The sequence below is a fragment of the Rhizobium sp. CRRU65 genome, from assembly GCF_048551595.1.
Taxonomy (GTDB): Bacteria; Pseudomonadota; Alphaproteobacteria; order Rhizobiales; family Rhizobiaceae; genus Rhizobium; species Rhizobium leguminosarum_J.
The window spans coordinates 162,923-178,461 of the sequence record NZ_JBLYZH010000007.1; the positions used below are offsets into that span (position 1 = coordinate 162,923).

Consider the following 15,539-nt stretch of genomic DNA (forward strand, 5'->3'; position numbering starts at 1 on the left):
ATGCCCGAACCTGACAATGTCGACAAAGAGCGCCGCCGCCGCGACAATTTGACCGAGTTCGTTCGGGCGGAATCTGCCGCCAAGGGCTTCGATCTTTGCCGCATCACGCGACCGGACGCGATCCCTGAAGCGAAAGAGCGTCTCGGCCAGTTCATCGATGCCGGGCGTCACGGGACGATGGACTGGATGGCGGAGACGCGCGACCGGCGCGGCGATCCGCGCGCACTCTGGAGCGAGGTGCGCTCCGTCGTCGTCTTCGGCCTCAATTACGCTCCGGAAGAAGATCCCCGCGGCATTCTCGACAAGCCGGACAAGGCAGCGATATCAGTCTATGCCCGCAACCGCGATTATCACGACGTCATCAAGGGCCGGCTGAAGGAGATCGCCACGCGCTTTGCGGCGCGGGCAGGCGCCGATGTAAAGGTCTTCGTCGATACGGCGCCGGTGATGGAAAAGCCCTTAGCGGCGGCGGCCGGGCTCGGCTGGCAGGGGAAACATACCAATCTCGTCAGCCGCATGCACGGCTCCTGGTTGTTCCTCGGCACGATGTTCACCACCGCCGATCTTGTGATCGACGCGCCGGAGAGCGATCATTGCGGCACCTGCCGCGCCTGCCTCGACATCTGTCCGACGGCTGCCTTCCCGGCGCCTTACCAGATCGACGCGCGGCGCTGCATCTCTTATCTCACCATCGAGCACAAGGGACCGATCGACGCCGATTTGCGCATATTGATCGGCAATCGCATCTATGGCTGCGACGACTGTCTTGCCGCCTGTCCCTGGAACAAGTTCGCAAGCTCCGCCTCCGAGATGAAGCTACAGGCGCGGGAAGATCTGAAGGAGCCGTCGATCGCCTTTCTGCTGACGCTTGACGATGCCGCCTTCCGTGCCTTTTTCAGCGGCTCGCCGGTGAAGCGGATCGGCCGCGACCGTTTCGTCCGCAACGTGCTGATCGCCGCCGGCAATTCCGGCGACAAGGCGCTCATCGGGCCATGTCGCCGGCTTTCAGACGATCCCTCACCCGTGGTGCGCGGCATGGCGGTCTGGGCACTTTCGCGGCTGATGGAGGCCGGCGAATTTGCGGCCTTTGCCGCACAAAGGGCGGATGAGAGAGATGACGACGTCCTGAACGAATGGCGATTGGCGGGAGTGGGTTGATGCATGTGATGATTTTTGGCTGCGGCTATTCCGGCACGGCAATCGCCAAGGCCTTTGCCGGCGACGACGTGCGGGTTTCCGGCACCACGCGCTCACCTGACAAGATGGAGGCGCTCCGCCGGAACGGCATCGAAGCTTTCCTTTTCGACGGCGAGAGCATGGAAGCGGGGCTGCGGCGGGCTTTGACTGGTGTAACGCATCTGGTCCAGTCGATCGCCCCTGGAAGAGCCGACCCGCTGCTGCGGCTGCTTGATAAAGACGGCGCACGCCTGCTGCCGATGCTCGAATGGATCGGTTATCTCTCCACGGTCGGCGTCTATGGCGATCACCAGGGCGCCTGGGTGAGTGAGGAAACGCCGTGCCTGCCCGTTTCCGGACGGTCGACCGAGCGGCTCGAGGCGGAAGAGGGCTGGCTGGCGATGGGCCGGGAGCGCGGCGTGCCGGCGGCGGTGCTGCGCCTTTCCGGCATCTATGGGCCGGGCCGCAACGCCTTCTGCAATCTGGACAAGGGCACGGCGCGACGGCTGATCAAGAAGGACCAGGTGTTCAACCGCATCCGCGTCGAAGATATTGGTGCTTCGACACGCTTCCTGTCGGAGCGCGGCCTCGGCGGCATCTATAATGTCACCGACGACCGGCCCGGCCCCCCGCAGGATGTGATCGTTGAGGCAGCCCGCCTGATGGGCGTCGAACCGCCGCCGGAGCAGGCGTTCGAGACCGCCGAATTGACGCCGATGGCGCGCACCTTTTACGGCGAGAACAAACGGGTTTCGAATGCGAAACTGAAGGCCGCCGGCTTCGCATTCTCCTTCCCGAACTATCCCATGTCGCTTGCGCAATTGTGGCGGGATGGACGCTGGTGGGGGGAGTAGAACTCAGTCCTGTTTGCGACGGATACGTTCACCCAAAATGAGTAGGAAATTCCTACTTTCCCGGTTTGGCCGGACAATTTTCGCCGCATCTTATGGTTAACGGCCTTTGAATTTGCCCAAATGTGGCAGTAAATATGGCGAAATGGGAAAAATATTTTCGCGATTTTCGTGAACGCCATGGCGTTAACTATCCCTTCGGAAAATTCGTTCGGATTTTAACTGATTTTATTAGGTTTTTTCCACGTTTTGGCGCGGCGCGCATTCCTGGAATCCCGACACCACACTCACGAATGTTACCGACTGTAATATTCCGTGAACAGTAGCGGCACTTTTTCGCCACTTTTTCGCAGATTTAAGCCCCGCCGCCTGCAAGGGCGTGAGTTCAATAGTTGAGGGATACTCTGTTTTGAAGAACATACGTCGTTCTATTGTCGCCGCTGTAACTATTGCAGCCTGTTCTTCCATGCTTCCGGCGGAAGGTTTTGCTGGCAATGGTTGTGGCGGTGCTTCATGGTACGCACTTCGCTCCAAAACTGCTTCCGGGGAACGTATGAACCCTGCCATCTTGACTGCCGCACATCGTTCGCTTGCTTTCGGCACCAAGGTGAAGGTCACCAACCGCAACAATGGCCGCACCGTCGTCGTTCGTATCAACGATCGTGGTCCGTTCATCCGTGGTCGTGTGATCGACCTGTCGCGCGCCGCCGCGCAGAATATCGGCATGGTGAGCTCCGGCACTGCGAAGGTCTGCTACCAGGTCGTCAGCTGAGGCCGCCACTGACTGCGCCGGAAGCGGCGCTTGCTCTTGCCGTCAATCGCGGTTACCACCCGGTTGAGACTTGTGAACAAACGACTGCGTGACACTCGCGTTTGCGCTGATCGTTCACACGCCACGGCAACAGGAGACATGTGAATGCGTCTGGGCGGCCGCCTCGAAGGGGCGATTTCTGTGCTCGCGGACATCGATGCCCGCAAGCGGCCTGTCGCCGACGCGCTGAAGGACTGGGGCCTTGCGCACCGCTTCGCCGGCTCCGGCGATCGTGCTGCGATCGGCAACATCGTCTATGACGCACTGCGCATGCGGCTTTCCCATGCATGGCTGATGGATGACGACAGTCCTGCTGCCATTGCCCATGCCGTCATGTTCCGCCAATGGGGTTTCACACCTGACCGTCTTGCCACTGAGCTGGCGGATGACAAATTTGCGCCGGCGCCGCTTTCAGCCGACGCTGTTGCGGCCTTTCAAAGCCGCTCGCTCGACGATGCGCCGCCGCATATCCGCGGCGATATTCCCGAATGGGTCCAACCCTCCTTCGAACAGGCCTTCGGCGCCGGATGGCTCGCCGAGGCACAGGCGCTCGCCGCCCGCCCGACGCTCGATCTGCGCGCCAACAGCCTCAAGGCGTCCCGCGACAAGGTCGTCAAGGCGCTCGAAAGAGCCAACGCGCATGCTGCGAAGATCGCCCGCTACGGCATCCGGATTGCCGCTGGCGAAGGCGCCTCGCGTCTTCCCAACGTGACAGCCGAGCTTTCGTTCCAGAAAGGCTGGTTCGAAGTTCAGGACGAGGGATCACAGATCGTCGCTGACCTGGTGCTCGCCCATGATGGCGAACAGGTTCTCGACTATTGCGCCGGCGGCGGCGGCAAGACGCTCGCCATGGCCGCGGCCATGCAGAACAAGGGACAGGTTCACGCCTATGACGCCGACCGCAAACGGCTGGCGCCGATCATCGAGCGGCTGAAGCGGGCGGGCACACGCAATGTCCAGGTGCATGACGATGCCAGGGCGCTCGCCGCCCTTGCCGGACGCTGCGACAAGGTGTTAGTCGACGCGCCCTGCACCGGCACCGGCACATGGCGCCGCCGCCCCGATACGAAATGGCGGCTGACGGCGAAGAACCTCGACGAACGCACCGCCCAGCAACAGGACGCGCTGGCGCAGGCGAGCAGCTTCGTCAAATCAGGCGGCGAACTGATCTATGTGACCTGCTCGGTCCTGCCCCAAGAGAACGAGGAACAGGCGCGCCGCTTCACGGCTGACAATCCTGATTTTCAGATCGTCAGTGCCCTGCCTGCCTGGGATCAGCTCTTCGGAAAGGACGCCCCGCGTCCGCACTCTTCCGACGGCCTGTCGGTGACTTTGACCCCCGCTTCCACCGATACAGACGGCTTCTTCTTCTGCCGCATGCAGCGGAAGGGCTGACGCGACTTAGCGGAGGCCTCAGCAACTGCCGGTTTTTCAAGCAAATGCCGTTCAAAAATGACCGGTTAGCCACGCCTGTCCGTTCTTAAAATCATTCCAAACTAGAGTGTTTGACACCAGTTTGCTTTTGCGCGAAGAGACGGAGCCCGATTACAGCGCCGCGCGTCTTATCAGACGCGCAAAGGACGCTGTAACACTTTGAATCGACGCATCGTGCTTTCCGAAAATCGATTCCGATTTTCGGGCCGATGCGGTAGACGGAAAATCCCGTCACAGGAGAGGATCATGAAGCTCAACACATTCCGCGCAGCCGTGCTGGCGATTGCCCCCGCCGCCCTGCTCGCCCTTCCTGCGCATGCCGCGACCGATGCTGCTAGCGTGGTGAAACACTATGCCGACGTGGCGCATGCAAAATACGAAGACTCGCTGACGACGGCCAAGGCGCTCGACGCCGCGATCGACGCCTTCCTGAAGGCGCCGACTGATGCGACGCTCAAGGCCGCCAGGGAGGCCTGGATCAAGGCGCGCGTCCCCTACCAGCAGACGGAAGTCTATCGCTTCGGCAATCCGATCGTCGACGACTGGGAAGGCAAGGTCAATGCGTGGCCGCTCGATGAAGGCCTGATCGACTATGTCGATGCTTCCTACGGCACCGAGAGCGACGAAAATTCTCTCTATGTGGCAAATGTCATCGCCAACAAGACGATCAAGATCGACGGCAAGGATGTCGACGCCTCCAAGCTGACGCCGGAATTCCTCTCCGGCACGCTGGCTGAGGCCGGCGGCATCGAAGCCAATGTCGCGACCGGCTATCACGCCATCGAATTCCTGCTCTGGGGTCAGGATCTGAACGGCACGGGTCCCGGCGCCGGCGACCGTCCGGCAACCGATTACGACCTCAAGAACTGCACGCACGGCAATTGCGACCGCCGCGCCGAATATCTGAAGTCCGCCTCCACGCTGCTCGTTTCCGACCTGCAGGAAATGACCGACAACTGGACGCCGGACGGCGCTGCGACGAAGAACGTCGAAGCCGATCCGAAGGCCGGCCTCGTCGCGATCCTGACGGGCATGGGTTCGCTTTCCTACGGCGAGCTTGCCGGCGAGCGCATGAAGCTCGGCCTGCTGCTGCACGATCCCGAGGAAGAGCATGATTGCTTCTCGGACAATACCTACAACTCGCATCTCAACGACGCGATCGGGATCGCTGCTGCCTATACCGGCAACTATACCCGCGTCGACGGCACCAAGCTCAGCGGCCCGTCGCTGCATGATCTGGTGGCCGCCAAGGACAAGGCGCTCGATGCCGAAGTGGAAGGCAAGCTCAACAAGACGCTCGATGCGATGAATGCCATGGCAAAGCGCGGCGAGACCGTCGAGAAGTACGACCAGATGATCGGCGAAGGCAACAAGGAAGGCAATGCCGTCGTTCAGGCCGCCATTGACGGCCTGATCGATCAGACGAAATCGGTGCAGCGCGTTATTGCCGCACTCGATCTCGGTACGGTTCAGCTTGAAGGTTCCGACAGCTTGGATAATCCTAACGCCGTCTTCAAATAAGCAAAAAGGCGGGCCGCTTCGAAAGCCGGAGCGGCCCGGACCCTGAAATGTCGCATGCCCCGGCCCGCCGATTTTTCGCCAGCGTAGCGCTCTGCGCCACGATTGCCGGTTTTTCCGTCAGCATCGCCGCCGGTTTCGATCTGCCGCGGAAACGCACCGACCTCTCCGAGGCCGATCTGAAACGCGTCGCCGCCGTCACCCGGCCGACAGCGGATTTTTCCAAGGCCGAACAATACGAAGCCATGCAGGCAGGGGCTACGACCTCGATAGACCCTGTCACCGAAGACAGCTTCTCGCATATTTCGGCCAATATCCCCTTCGAGGAAGAGCAGAATTTCAAGCTCGGCAACGCGCTCTTCCGCAAGCTCTGGGTGTCCGCTCCCTCCTCGACGCAGGCTTCCGATGGTCTCGGGCCGCTGTTCAACGCCCGCTCCTGCATGAGCTGCCATGTCAATGACGGCCGCGGCAAACCACCGGAGGGAGGCCCGAGCGCCACCTCGATGTTCCTGCGGCTTTCCCGCGCCGCCACGACGCCGGAGGAAGAAAAGGCGGTCGCAAGTGCCGATGTCGTCAATTTTCCCGATCCGGTCTACGGCCATCAGCTGCAGGACCTTGCCGTTCCCGGCCTTGCTGCAGAAGGAAAGATGGCGATCAGCTACCAGGAAGAGAGGGTGACGCTCGGCGACGGCGAGACCGTATCGCTGCGCCTGCCGAGTTATGCGGTGACGAACCTCGGTTATGGACCACTCCACCCCGCGACGACGATTTCGCCGCGTGTCGCCTCGGCGATGATCGGCCTCGGACTGATCGAGGCCATTCCCGAGGCCGATATCCTGGCCCATGCCGATCCTGATGATGCCGACGGCGACGGCATCTCCGGCAAGGCAGCAATCGTGCGCGACCACCGCAGCGGCAAGATCGCGCTCGGACGATTCGGCTGGAAGGCACAGAACGCCACGGTGCGCGACCAGAGTGCCGATGCCTTCGCCAACGATATCGGCATCTCGACGCCCGATCACCCGGATGCGCAGGGCGATTGCACCCGGGCCGAAGAGAAATGCCGTGATATGCCAACCGGCGTGCAGAAGCGGCTGGGCGCCGAAGAAGCGCCGGGGCCCATTCTCGACCTCGTCACCTTCTATTCCGGAAATCTTGCCGTTCCGGCGCGGCGCAAGGCGAGTTTCCCCGAGACGCTGCAGGGCAAGCGGATCTTCTACGAAAGCGGCTGTATTTCCTGCCATCTGCCGAAATTCGTCACCCGCCGGGATACGCCGGACAAGGCACAGTCCTTCCAGCTGATCTGGCCCTATTCCGACTTTCTTCTGCACGACATGGGCGACGGGCTTGCCGACGGGCAGCAGGTCGGCCTTGCAAGCGGACGTGAATGGCGCACGCCGCCGCTATGGGGTATAGGACTGACCCGAACTGTCAGCGGACACAGCTTTTTCCTGCATGACGGCCGTGCGCGTGATCTCACCGAAGCGATCCTCTGGCATGGCGGCGAAGCTGAAAAGGCCCGCAACGCTTTCTCCTCCCTGCCGAAAGACGACAGGGCGGCCCTGATTACATTCCTGGAGTCACTTTGATGCGCCTTTGGCACCCCCTGCTCTGCCTTACTCTGATCGGCCTCGCGACATCAGCGGTCGCCCAGACGGCCACTCCCCCGGCAGGGCTGAACGAGGATGCCGTTCCCGCCGTCATGCAGCGCGCCGTCGACGAGGTGATCCGTCCCGGCTATCGCAACATGCAACAATCGGCCGCTCGGCTGACTACGGCGATGAAGGATCTTTGCGCCGACGGCACGCAGCAGACGCTCGACAAGGCGAAGTCCACCTTCGACGACACGATCCGCTATTGGTCGATCATCGAGATCGTGCAGACCGGCCCTGTTATCCAGGACAATCTCTTCGAGCACATCCTGTTTTATCCCGACCGCAAGGGCGTCGGCCTCAAGCAGGTGCAGGCGCTGATCGCCAAGGCCGACCCGAAGGATGCGACGGTCGATGCGATCGCCGGCAAGAGTGTTGCGTTGCAAGGCCTGACGGCGCTGGAATACGTCCTTTATGGCAATGGCTCCGACGATCTCGTCGGGCAGAAGGGCAGTTTCCGCTGCCTTTACGGCGAGGCGGTCGCCGGCAATATCCAGCGTGAGGCCGGCGAAGTCGTCGCCGCCTGGGAAAAGCCCGATGGCGTGCAGGCGAGCTGGAAACATCCGGGCCCGCAGAGCAACGATTTCATGGACAACAAGGAAGCGGTGACCGCGCTGCTCGGCATTCTGGTCCATGGCGCCGAGAATGTCCGCGACCAGCGGCTGGAGCAATTCTACAAGGGCAAGGACACCGCGCCACGGCCGCGCATGGCGATCTACTGGCGCTCCAAAAATACCTGGAAATCGATGGCCGCCAATCTGGAGGGCCTGCGCACGCTCTGGCAGAAGGCCGGCATGGCCGAACTTCTGCCACCGGACAAACAGCCGATCGCCGCCGCGATCGACGAGGACTTCAAATCGCTGCTCGACAGCGTGCCGAAGCTCAATCCCGACATCGACGTCGCCACAAGCGATGCGGAGAAGGCCAAGCTCGATACGCTGCTTGCCGAAAGCCGCGACCTGATCACCCGGATCAGCGACGAATATGGCGCGGCGATTGGCCTTTCGGCCGGCTTTTCCTTTTCGGACGGAGACTGAGACGATGATGCAAAGTGCCGCGATCGACCGACGCAGCTTCGTCAAGGCGGCGGGGCTCAGCTTCCTTGCCACCTTGACGCCAAGGTCGCTGATGGCGCTGGAGAGGACCGATGCGGTCTATGCCTCGGGCATCCGGGCAGCCGACGGCTCCTTTGCCATTGCGACCGTGACCGAGCGCGGCGAGATCGTCGATCAGGTGGCGCTTCCCGCCCGCGCCCACGGCATGGCCTTCAGCGCCAGTACCGGCAAGACGGTCGCCTTCGCGCGCCGGCCCGGCACCTATGCGATGATCTTCGATCCCTGGAACAAAAGCGAGCCGATCGTCATCAACTCCAGGGAGGACCGGCATTTTTACGGTCACGGCGCCTTCTCTCCTGACGGCCGTTTGCTCTACGCCAGCGAGAACGACTTCGACGGCAATTGCGGCATGATCGGCCTCTACGACGCCACCGACCGCTTCACCCGCATCGGCGAATTCGAAACCTACGGCATCGGTCCGCACGACATGACGGTTTCCGACGACGGACGCCTGCTCATCGTTGCCAATGGCGGCATCGAGACGCATCCGGATTTCGGCCGCGCCAAGCTCAATCTCGGAGAGATGCAGCCGTCGCTTGCGCTGATCGATGCGGCAACAGGTGCGCTGGTCGAAAAACATGTGCTGCCGGCGGAATGGGCAGAACTCTCCACCCGCCATGTCGATCTCGACGGCGCGGGCCGCATCTGGTTCGCCTGCCAGTATGAAGGCCACCGCAAGGATTTGCCGCCGCTTGTCGGCCACTTCGCCAAGGGGGAGGATCTTACCTTCATCGACCTGCCGGAGGAGACCACGCGCAGGCTTGCCAATTACGTCGGGGCGATCGCCGTCAATCGCAGCGAAGGTCTCGTCGGCATCGCCTCGCCGAAGGGCGGCGCCTCGGTGACCATCGATGCAAGGACGGGCAAGATGCTGGCCGAGACTTCCGTTCCCGATGCAGCAGGCATCGCCCCGGCAAGAAGCGGCTTTGCCGTCTCCTCCTATGACGGCGATTTCCTGTCGACCCGCAGTGACGTCGCCTGGGATCAGCACATCGTGCGGATCTAATCACGGAAGCAGAGTTTTAGCTGGCACGCGAATAGGCTTTCTGCTCGGCGCTGACGCTCGATGCCGCGGCCCTTGCCGCCTCATGCAGCCATTCGTTTCCCCGCGCCGCCAAATCCTTCAGGATCGCCGCAACGGCCGCCGCATCGTCGGAATGGCAATTGGCGATCTCGAAGCCCATCAGTTCGAGCATCGTCGGCGAAAGCAGGATCTCGGGATGCCGGTCGACTTCGACCTTGCAGCTGTTCGGTGAGAGCCGGCGCACGAGGATGCGGCCGGAGACCCGGTAGTGCGGATCGGCTGAGCGCGCCCGCCCGTTGGCGATCTCTTCCGCATGGATCGCCATGTCCTGCGGGTTGTGGCGAAGCGACCAGGCGGACGGCAGCAGCGCCTTCGCCTCGCGCAGCACCGGCCCACCCTGCCATTCGGCATAGGCGACGAAACGCAGCCGACCGAGACTGCCGGTGCCGCCGCTGCGCGGCTTCGGCACGAAGGGTCCTGCCCCGGACGGCAGCGCGTCTGCGAGCGCCTTGGTGTAGGCTGATGGTGGCGGCTTGCTGCCGGGAAGCAACATCTCGTATTTCTCCCAGAATTCTCGGCGTTCGGAATTCGGCAGCAGCAGCGCCTTGCGCAGCCATTTGTGGTCGCGCTCGAGGATGACGGGCAACGGATTTTCAAGGCCCCGGCGATAGCCGCTCAAGATCAATTCGCCGATCATGCGAACCGAGGGACCGTCGTCGCCGCGGGCCAGGACAGCGCTTGCCGCAAGGCGAACGAGATCAAATGCATAGGGCATCACCGCCGCGTCGTCGAAATCATTGACACCCCAGACGAGCCGGCCCTCGATATCGCGCCAGGTACCGAAATTCTCCAGATGCGTATCGCCGATCGCCAATATCTCAGGCGCGCCTTTAAGTTCCGGGCAGATATCGAGGATGATCTCGCACCAGCGCCAGTAGGTGGCGCGCAGGAAGACGAAATCGCCACTTCGCATCTTCTCGTGCTTTTCCCGGAGATCGTCCTTGACGAGATCGTCGCCGAGTTCGACGGCCAGCCAGGTCTCGAAATTCCGGACCGATTGCGATATCGTCGTCATGCCGGCACTCCATCATTTCGCGACGCGTGCGGAGAATACGCGCGCCGCGCGAAGCTGCAATCGTCTTCGCATCGGATCGCCACGATCCAGCGGTATTGGCCAGCGGTACTGACCAGCTGTATCGGCTTGCACGGCGACGGAAAGGTGAAAGGTTGCCTCGGCGACACGGTCCCGGGTTTCCATCGCCGCCCGGACCGATTTCAGCAATGTCCAGCTTGTCGAATGCGGCGCGCCATGCCAATTTCGCGGCTGCAAGAGGGGCAGACATGAGCGAGACTGACAGGGGCGATTTCCGCGCGCGAATCCGCCGTAATTTTGCGCGGCAGGCGGCGATGGAAACGATCGGCGCGGAGCTGACGCGCGTCGAGCACGGCGTCGTGGAGATCGAGCTACCCTTCGACGTCAAACTGACACAGCAGCACGGCATCCTGCATGCGGGCATCATTTCCGCAGCGCTCGATTCGGCCTGCGGTTTTGCCGCCTATAGCGTCATCGACCCGGAAGCCTCGATCCTGACGATCGAGTTCAAGGTCAATCTCATGTCGCCGGGGCGTGGCGATCGCTTCCTGTTTCGTGGGGAAATCACCAAACCCGGCTCCACCATCATCGTCGCCGACGGGCGAGGCTATGCGATCAGCGACGGGCCGGCGAAACTCATCGCCTCCATGACCGGTACGATGATGGTGATCCGCGGTAGAGAGGGCATTACGGGATGAAGTTCGAACTGAAATCGGTCGCGGGGAAATCCATCCTTTTCGTCATGGCGGCGGAGGCCGAATACGGTCCCTTCCTGCGTTCGCGCATCGAACCTCTGATGACCGGCGTCGGCCCGGTCGAGGCGGCCATCGCGCTGAGCAAGACATTGGCGCGGCTGGATGCTGTCGACGACCTGCCCGATCTCGTCGTGTCCCTCGGCTCGGCCGGCTCCGCGAAACTGGAGCAGACCGAAATCTATCAGGTGACCTCGGTTTCCTACCGCGACATGGACGCCTCGCCGCTCGGCTTCGAAAAGGGCAAGACACCCTTTCTCGACCTGCCCGCAACGCTCGATCTGCCGCTGCGCATTCCCGGCATTGCCGAAGCAAGTCTTTCTACCGGCGGCAACATCATCTCGGGCGCCGCCTATACCGGCATCGACGCCGACATGGTCGATATGGAGACCTATGCGGTGCTGCGGGCCTGCCAGGGCTACAAGCTGCCGCTGATCGGCCTTCGCGGCATTTCCGACGGCGCCGTCGAGCTGCAGCATATTTCGGGCTGGACCGAATATCTGCACATCGTCGACCGCAAGCTCTCCTACGGCGTCGACAGCCTGTTCACGGCGCTGGAGGATGGGGTTTTCTGGTTCTGAGCCTCTGAATACGGGACAATTGGAACAATAAAAACCCGATGCCGCCGATTTCCCGGATTGCCAGGCGAGGCGCTTTTCATTAAAGCCTCGCCATGACCCAGACAGCACATCCCGACTCCGTTCTCATCGTCGATTTCGGCAGCCAGGTGACCCAGCTCATCGCACGACGAGTGCGCGAGGCCGGTGTCTATTGCGAGATCGTTCCCTTCCAATCGGCCGAAGAGGGCTTCCACCGCCTGCAGCCGAAGGCCGTGATCCTGTCCGGCAGCCCGGCTTCCACGGTGGACGAGGGATCGCCGCGAGCGCCTGACATCATCTTCGAGAGCGGCCTGCCGGTGTTCGGCATCTGCTACGGCCAGCAGACGATGTGCATGCAGCTCGGCGGCAAGGTCGAGAGCGGCCATCACCGCGAATTCGGCCGCGCCTTCCTCGAGGTCGACAGGGACTGCCAGCTGTTCGAGGGCCTCTGGTCCTCCGGCTCGCGCCACCAAGTCTGGATGAGCCATGGCGACCGCGTCACCGCGCTGCCGGATGGTTTCGAGGTGGTCGCCACCTCCTCCAACGCACCCTATGCCTTCATCGCCGACGAGAAGCGCAAATATTACGGCGTGCAGTTCCACCCCGAGGTCGTGCATACGCCTGATGGCGCCAAGCTGATCGGCAACTTCATTCACAATATTGCCGGCCTCAAGGGCGACTGGTCGATGTCAGCCTATCGCCAGAAGGCGGTCGAGCAGATCCGCGAACAGGTGGGCGACAAGCGCGTCATCTGCGCGCTTTCGGGCGGCGTCGACAGTTCCGTCGCAGCGCTGTTGATCCACGAGGCCGTCGGCGACCAGCTGACCTGCATCCTCGTCGACCACGGGCTGATGCGCAAGGACGAGGCGGCCGGCGTCGTCGCCATGTTCCGCGAGCACTACAATCTGCACCTGTTGCACGTCGATGCGGCCGATCGCTTCATCGGCGAACTCGAGGGTGTCAGCGACCCGGAAACCAAGCGCAAGATCATCGGCCGGCTGTTCATCGAGACCTTCGAGGAAGAGGCAAAGAAGCTCGGCGGCGCCGACTTCCTCGGCCAGGGCACGCTTTATCCCGACGTGATCGAGAGCGTTTCCTTCACCGGCGGCCCGTCGGTGACGATCAAGTCGCACCACAATGTCGGCGGTCTGCCGGAGCGCATGAAGATGCAGCTCGTCGAGCCGCTGCGCGAGCTCTTCAAGGACGAGGTGCGCGCACTCGGCCGCGAACTCGGCTTGCCCGACAGCTTCATCGGCCGTCACCCCTTCCCAGGCCCGGGCCTGGCGATCCGTTGCCCCGGCGGCATCACCCGCGAAAAGCTGGAGATCCTGCGCGAGGCCGATGCGATCTATCTCGACGAAATCCGTAAGGCCGGCCTCTACGACGCCATCTGGCAGGCCTTCGCCGTGCTGCTCCCCGTCCAGACCGTCGGCGTCATGGGCGATGGGCGCACCTACGAATTCGTCTGTGCGCTGCGCGCCGTCACCTCCGTCGACGGCATGACGGCGGACTTCTACCACTACGACATGGAATTCCTCGGCCGCGCCGCCACCCGCATCATCAACGAAGTGCGCGGCATCAACCGCGTGGTTTATGATGTGACGAGCAAGCCGCCCGGCACGATCGAGTGGGAGTGAGGGGAGTACCGCCGTCGGGCCCACCCCAACCTTCACGACTTTGTGGCCTTCAAATATTCGGTCGCGCGCTGCTCGAAGATGTTAGAGCGCCGTGAGTCCTTTCGGACGCACGAAGGACGCTCTAACACTTTGAATCTACGCATCGTGCTAGCGCGCGCGACCAGTTCTCGGCGTCGATCACACGATCATAGATCGATTACTGCTCCTTCTTGAACAAATCCTGGAAGATGAGCTGGCCCCAAGTGCGGCCGCGTGCGTGCACCAGCGCGCCACCCTCGTTGAGCTTTCCCAGCTCGACGGGTGCGAACCCCAGTTGTTTGGCCAAATCCGCCACGGGAGCGATCGCGTCCTCGTCGTCGCTCGACAGAAAGACGACCCGGTGCCCGCCCTCGACGATCGGATCGGCAGCCAGGGTGGCCGCAATCAGGTGATTGAACCCTTTCACGAACTTGGCGCCGGTGAACGATTTCGCGACGAAGGCGGAGGACGGGAGGCCGTCCAGCTCTTCGGGGACGGGAAATGCGTTCGTCGCATCGATGACCGTCTTGCCTTTCCAGCTCGGCAGGGCCTTCGCAACCTCGCGATGCTCGCCGAACGGGACTGCCAGGATGATCGTGTCGGCCTCGAGTGCATCCCGCAGCGACCTGGCGACGACCGTGGGTCCAATCGCCCGAGCCTGCGGCGCCAACACCTCGGACGGCCGGCGGCTCGCGACGGTCACGGCGATGTTTTTACGGGCGAAGGCGTGGGCGAGGGCCTGGCCTATCTTGCCGAATCCTACAATTGCGTAGCTCATAATGCTTCTCCGATATTGTGTTGATATTGATTTCCCGACCCTTAGCGGCGCTGGGTTATCTACCGAGCCCTACGGAGCTCCGAAAAAATCGAATGGAGCGCCTGGCCAGGTGCAGCGCGTCAGAGTTGCGCAAGGCCGCCGTCGACGGCGACCTCGCTGGCGGTCATGAAGCTGCTGTCCGACGACGCGAGAAAGGCAGCCGCCGCCCCGATCTCCGCCGGATCGGCCATACGCTGGAGCGGCGTCATCGCCCCGTAGGCCTTCTGGCCTTCCTCGCCCAGCGCCTCCTTCGCAAGTTCGGTCGCCGTCGCCCCGGGTGACAGCACGTTTACCCGGATGCCGGTGCCCTTCAGGTCCTCCGCCCAGGTCCGCGCGAGGTTGCGCACTGCCGCCTTGCTTGCGCTGTAGGCCGTAAATCCCGGTGCGCCCGTGGTGCCGGCGCTCGATCCGGTCAGGATGATCGAACCGCCCTGGCCCATCAGCGGCAGCGCCTTCTGGACCGTGAAGATCGTACCTTTCACATTGGTGTCGAAGGTTTCGTCAATGTGCTCGGCGGTGATCTTGCCGAGCGCAAGCTGGCTTCCCGCCCCGGCATTGGCGAAGACGATATCCAGGGTTCCACGCTCGGCCTTCACCGCCCCGTAAAGCCGGTCGAGGTCGGCCAGATCGGAGACCGAGCCCTTCACCGCGCGAGCATTGGGCCCGAGGTCGGCCACAGCGGCGTCGAGCGCTTCCTGCCGGCGGCCGAAGATGAAGACGAAGGCGCCCTCCTCGATGAACCGCTTTGCTGCGGCGCGGCCGATGCCGGTAGCGCCACCGGTGATCACGGCGGTCTTTCCATTCAGTCTGTTCATGTCATGCATCCTTTGATCATTCGGGGACGCCCCCGAGACCGTCGAAATGGGTCCGCCGGCATCAGTTGTTGAGTGCGGAAGTGCGCACATCGGTGGTGCAAAATCGATCCGGCTGGACGACCGACGCCAGTCGCGACGATCGGTGTCCGCCGTTCGGAATTTGGCCGCTATCGTCGACGCAAGCTGGGATGACCGCCCGTACTGCTGTACGATGCGTTCGATACGAG

Annotated in this window: 14 protein-coding genes; 11 read left to right on the forward strand and 3 right to left on the reverse strand. The window is 62.5% G+C overall.

Annotation, left to right across the window (positions count from 1 at the left end; translation table 11 throughout):
* The 8 genes from queG to ACM5SV_RS16740 all read left to right on the forward strand — a co-directional run bounded on the left by queG (position 1) and on the right by ACM5SV_RS16740 (position 9,563).
* Positions 1-1,158, forward strand: a complete 1,158-nt coding sequence (gene queG / locus ACM5SV_RS16705; RefSeq protein WP_012759829.1) for a tRNA epoxyqueuosine(34) reductase QueG — start codon at positions 1-3, stop codon at positions 1,156-1,158.
* The gene (locus ACM5SV_RS16710) at positions 1,158-2,030 is read left to right on the forward strand and encodes an SDR family oxidoreductase (RefSeq protein WP_222015136.1); all 873 of its coding nucleotides are present in this window, start codon (positions 1,158-1,160) and stop codon (positions 2,028-2,030) included. The genes queG and ACM5SV_RS16710 overlap by 1 nt, the downstream gene beginning before the upstream one ends.
* A 406-nt stretch (positions 2,031-2,436) precedes the next feature.
* Positions 2,437-2,799, forward strand: a complete 363-nt coding sequence (locus tag ACM5SV_RS16715) for a septal ring lytic transglycosylase RlpA family protein (RefSeq protein ID WP_012759827.1) — start codon at positions 2,437-2,439, stop codon at positions 2,797-2,799.
* Between the two features lie 144 nt (positions 2,800-2,943).
* Entirely contained in the window at positions 2,944-4,233 is a 1,290-nt protein-coding gene (locus tag ACM5SV_RS16720) for an RsmB/NOP family class I SAM-dependent RNA methyltransferase (RefSeq protein WP_012759826.1), read from the forward strand.
* Positions 4,234-4,518: 285 nt separating this feature from the next.
* Positions 4,519-5,793 carry an imelysin family protein gene (locus ACM5SV_RS16725; protein ID WP_113546527.1) on the forward strand — a complete coding sequence of 425 codons (1,275 nt, stop codon included), beginning with the start codon at positions 4,519-4,521 and terminating at the stop codon, positions 5,791-5,793.
* A gap of 47 nt (positions 5,794-5,840) precedes the next feature.
* A complete protein-coding gene (locus ACM5SV_RS16730) occupies positions 5,841-7,379 on the forward strand; it encodes a di-heme oxidoredictase family protein (protein WP_012759824.1) in 1,539 nt (512 codons plus the stop codon).
* Positions 7,379-8,479: an imelysin family protein gene (locus tag ACM5SV_RS16735; protein ID WP_012759823.1), complete on the forward strand. Its 1,101-nt coding sequence runs from the start codon at positions 7,379-7,381 to the stop codon at positions 8,477-8,479. Before ACM5SV_RS16730 ends, ACM5SV_RS16735 begins: the two co-directional genes overlap by 1 nt.
* A gap of 4 nt (positions 8,480-8,483) precedes the next feature.
* A complete protein-coding gene (locus ACM5SV_RS16740) occupies positions 8,484-9,563 on the forward strand; it encodes a DUF1513 domain-containing protein (RefSeq protein ID WP_419425336.1) in 1,080 nt (359 codons plus the stop codon).
* Between the two features lie 16 nt (positions 9,564-9,579).
* Here ACM5SV_RS16740 and ACM5SV_RS16745 read toward each other — a convergent pair whose 3' ends face one another.
* On the reverse strand, positions 9,580-10,656 hold the full coding sequence (locus tag ACM5SV_RS16745) for a DUF2252 family protein (RefSeq protein ID WP_012759821.1): 1,077 nt from the start codon (positions 10,654-10,656) through the stop codon (positions 9,580-9,582).
* A gap of 266 nt (positions 10,657-10,922) precedes the next feature.
* On the opposite strand from ACM5SV_RS16745, the gene ACM5SV_RS16750 reads away from it, so the two are divergent.
* The 3 genes from ACM5SV_RS16750 (at position 10,923) to guaA (ending at position 13,662) form a co-directional block, all read left to right on the forward strand.
* On the forward strand, positions 10,923-11,372 hold the full coding sequence (locus tag ACM5SV_RS16750) for a PaaI family thioesterase (RefSeq protein ID WP_003544704.1): 450 nt from the start codon (positions 10,923-10,925) through the stop codon (positions 11,370-11,372).
* Entirely contained in the window at positions 11,369-12,007 is a 639-nt protein-coding gene (locus ACM5SV_RS16755; protein WP_012759820.1) for a 5'-methylthioadenosine/S-adenosylhomocysteine nucleosidase, read from the forward strand. Before ACM5SV_RS16750 ends, ACM5SV_RS16755 begins: the two co-directional genes overlap by 4 nt.
* A 92-nt stretch (positions 12,008-12,099) precedes the next feature.
* Positions 12,100-13,662 carry a glutamine-hydrolyzing GMP synthase gene (gene guaA / locus ACM5SV_RS16760; RefSeq protein ID WP_222015133.1) on the forward strand — a complete coding sequence of 521 codons (1,563 nt, stop codon included), beginning with the start codon at positions 12,100-12,102 and terminating at the stop codon, positions 13,660-13,662.
* Positions 13,663-13,858: 196 nt separating this feature from the next.
* Here the strand turns inward: guaA and ACM5SV_RS16765 are convergent, their stop codons facing one another.
* A complete protein-coding gene (locus ACM5SV_RS16765; RefSeq protein ID WP_409565776.1) occupies positions 13,859-14,485 on the reverse strand; it encodes an NADPH-dependent F420 reductase in 627 nt (208 codons plus the stop codon).
* 92 nt (positions 14,486-14,577) lie between these two features.
* Positions 14,578-15,312: an SDR family NAD(P)-dependent oxidoreductase gene (locus ACM5SV_RS16770; protein WP_003544700.1), complete on the reverse strand. Its 735-nt coding sequence runs from the start codon at positions 15,310-15,312 to the stop codon at positions 14,578-14,580.
* Positions 15,313-15,539: the final 227 nt, after the last annotated feature.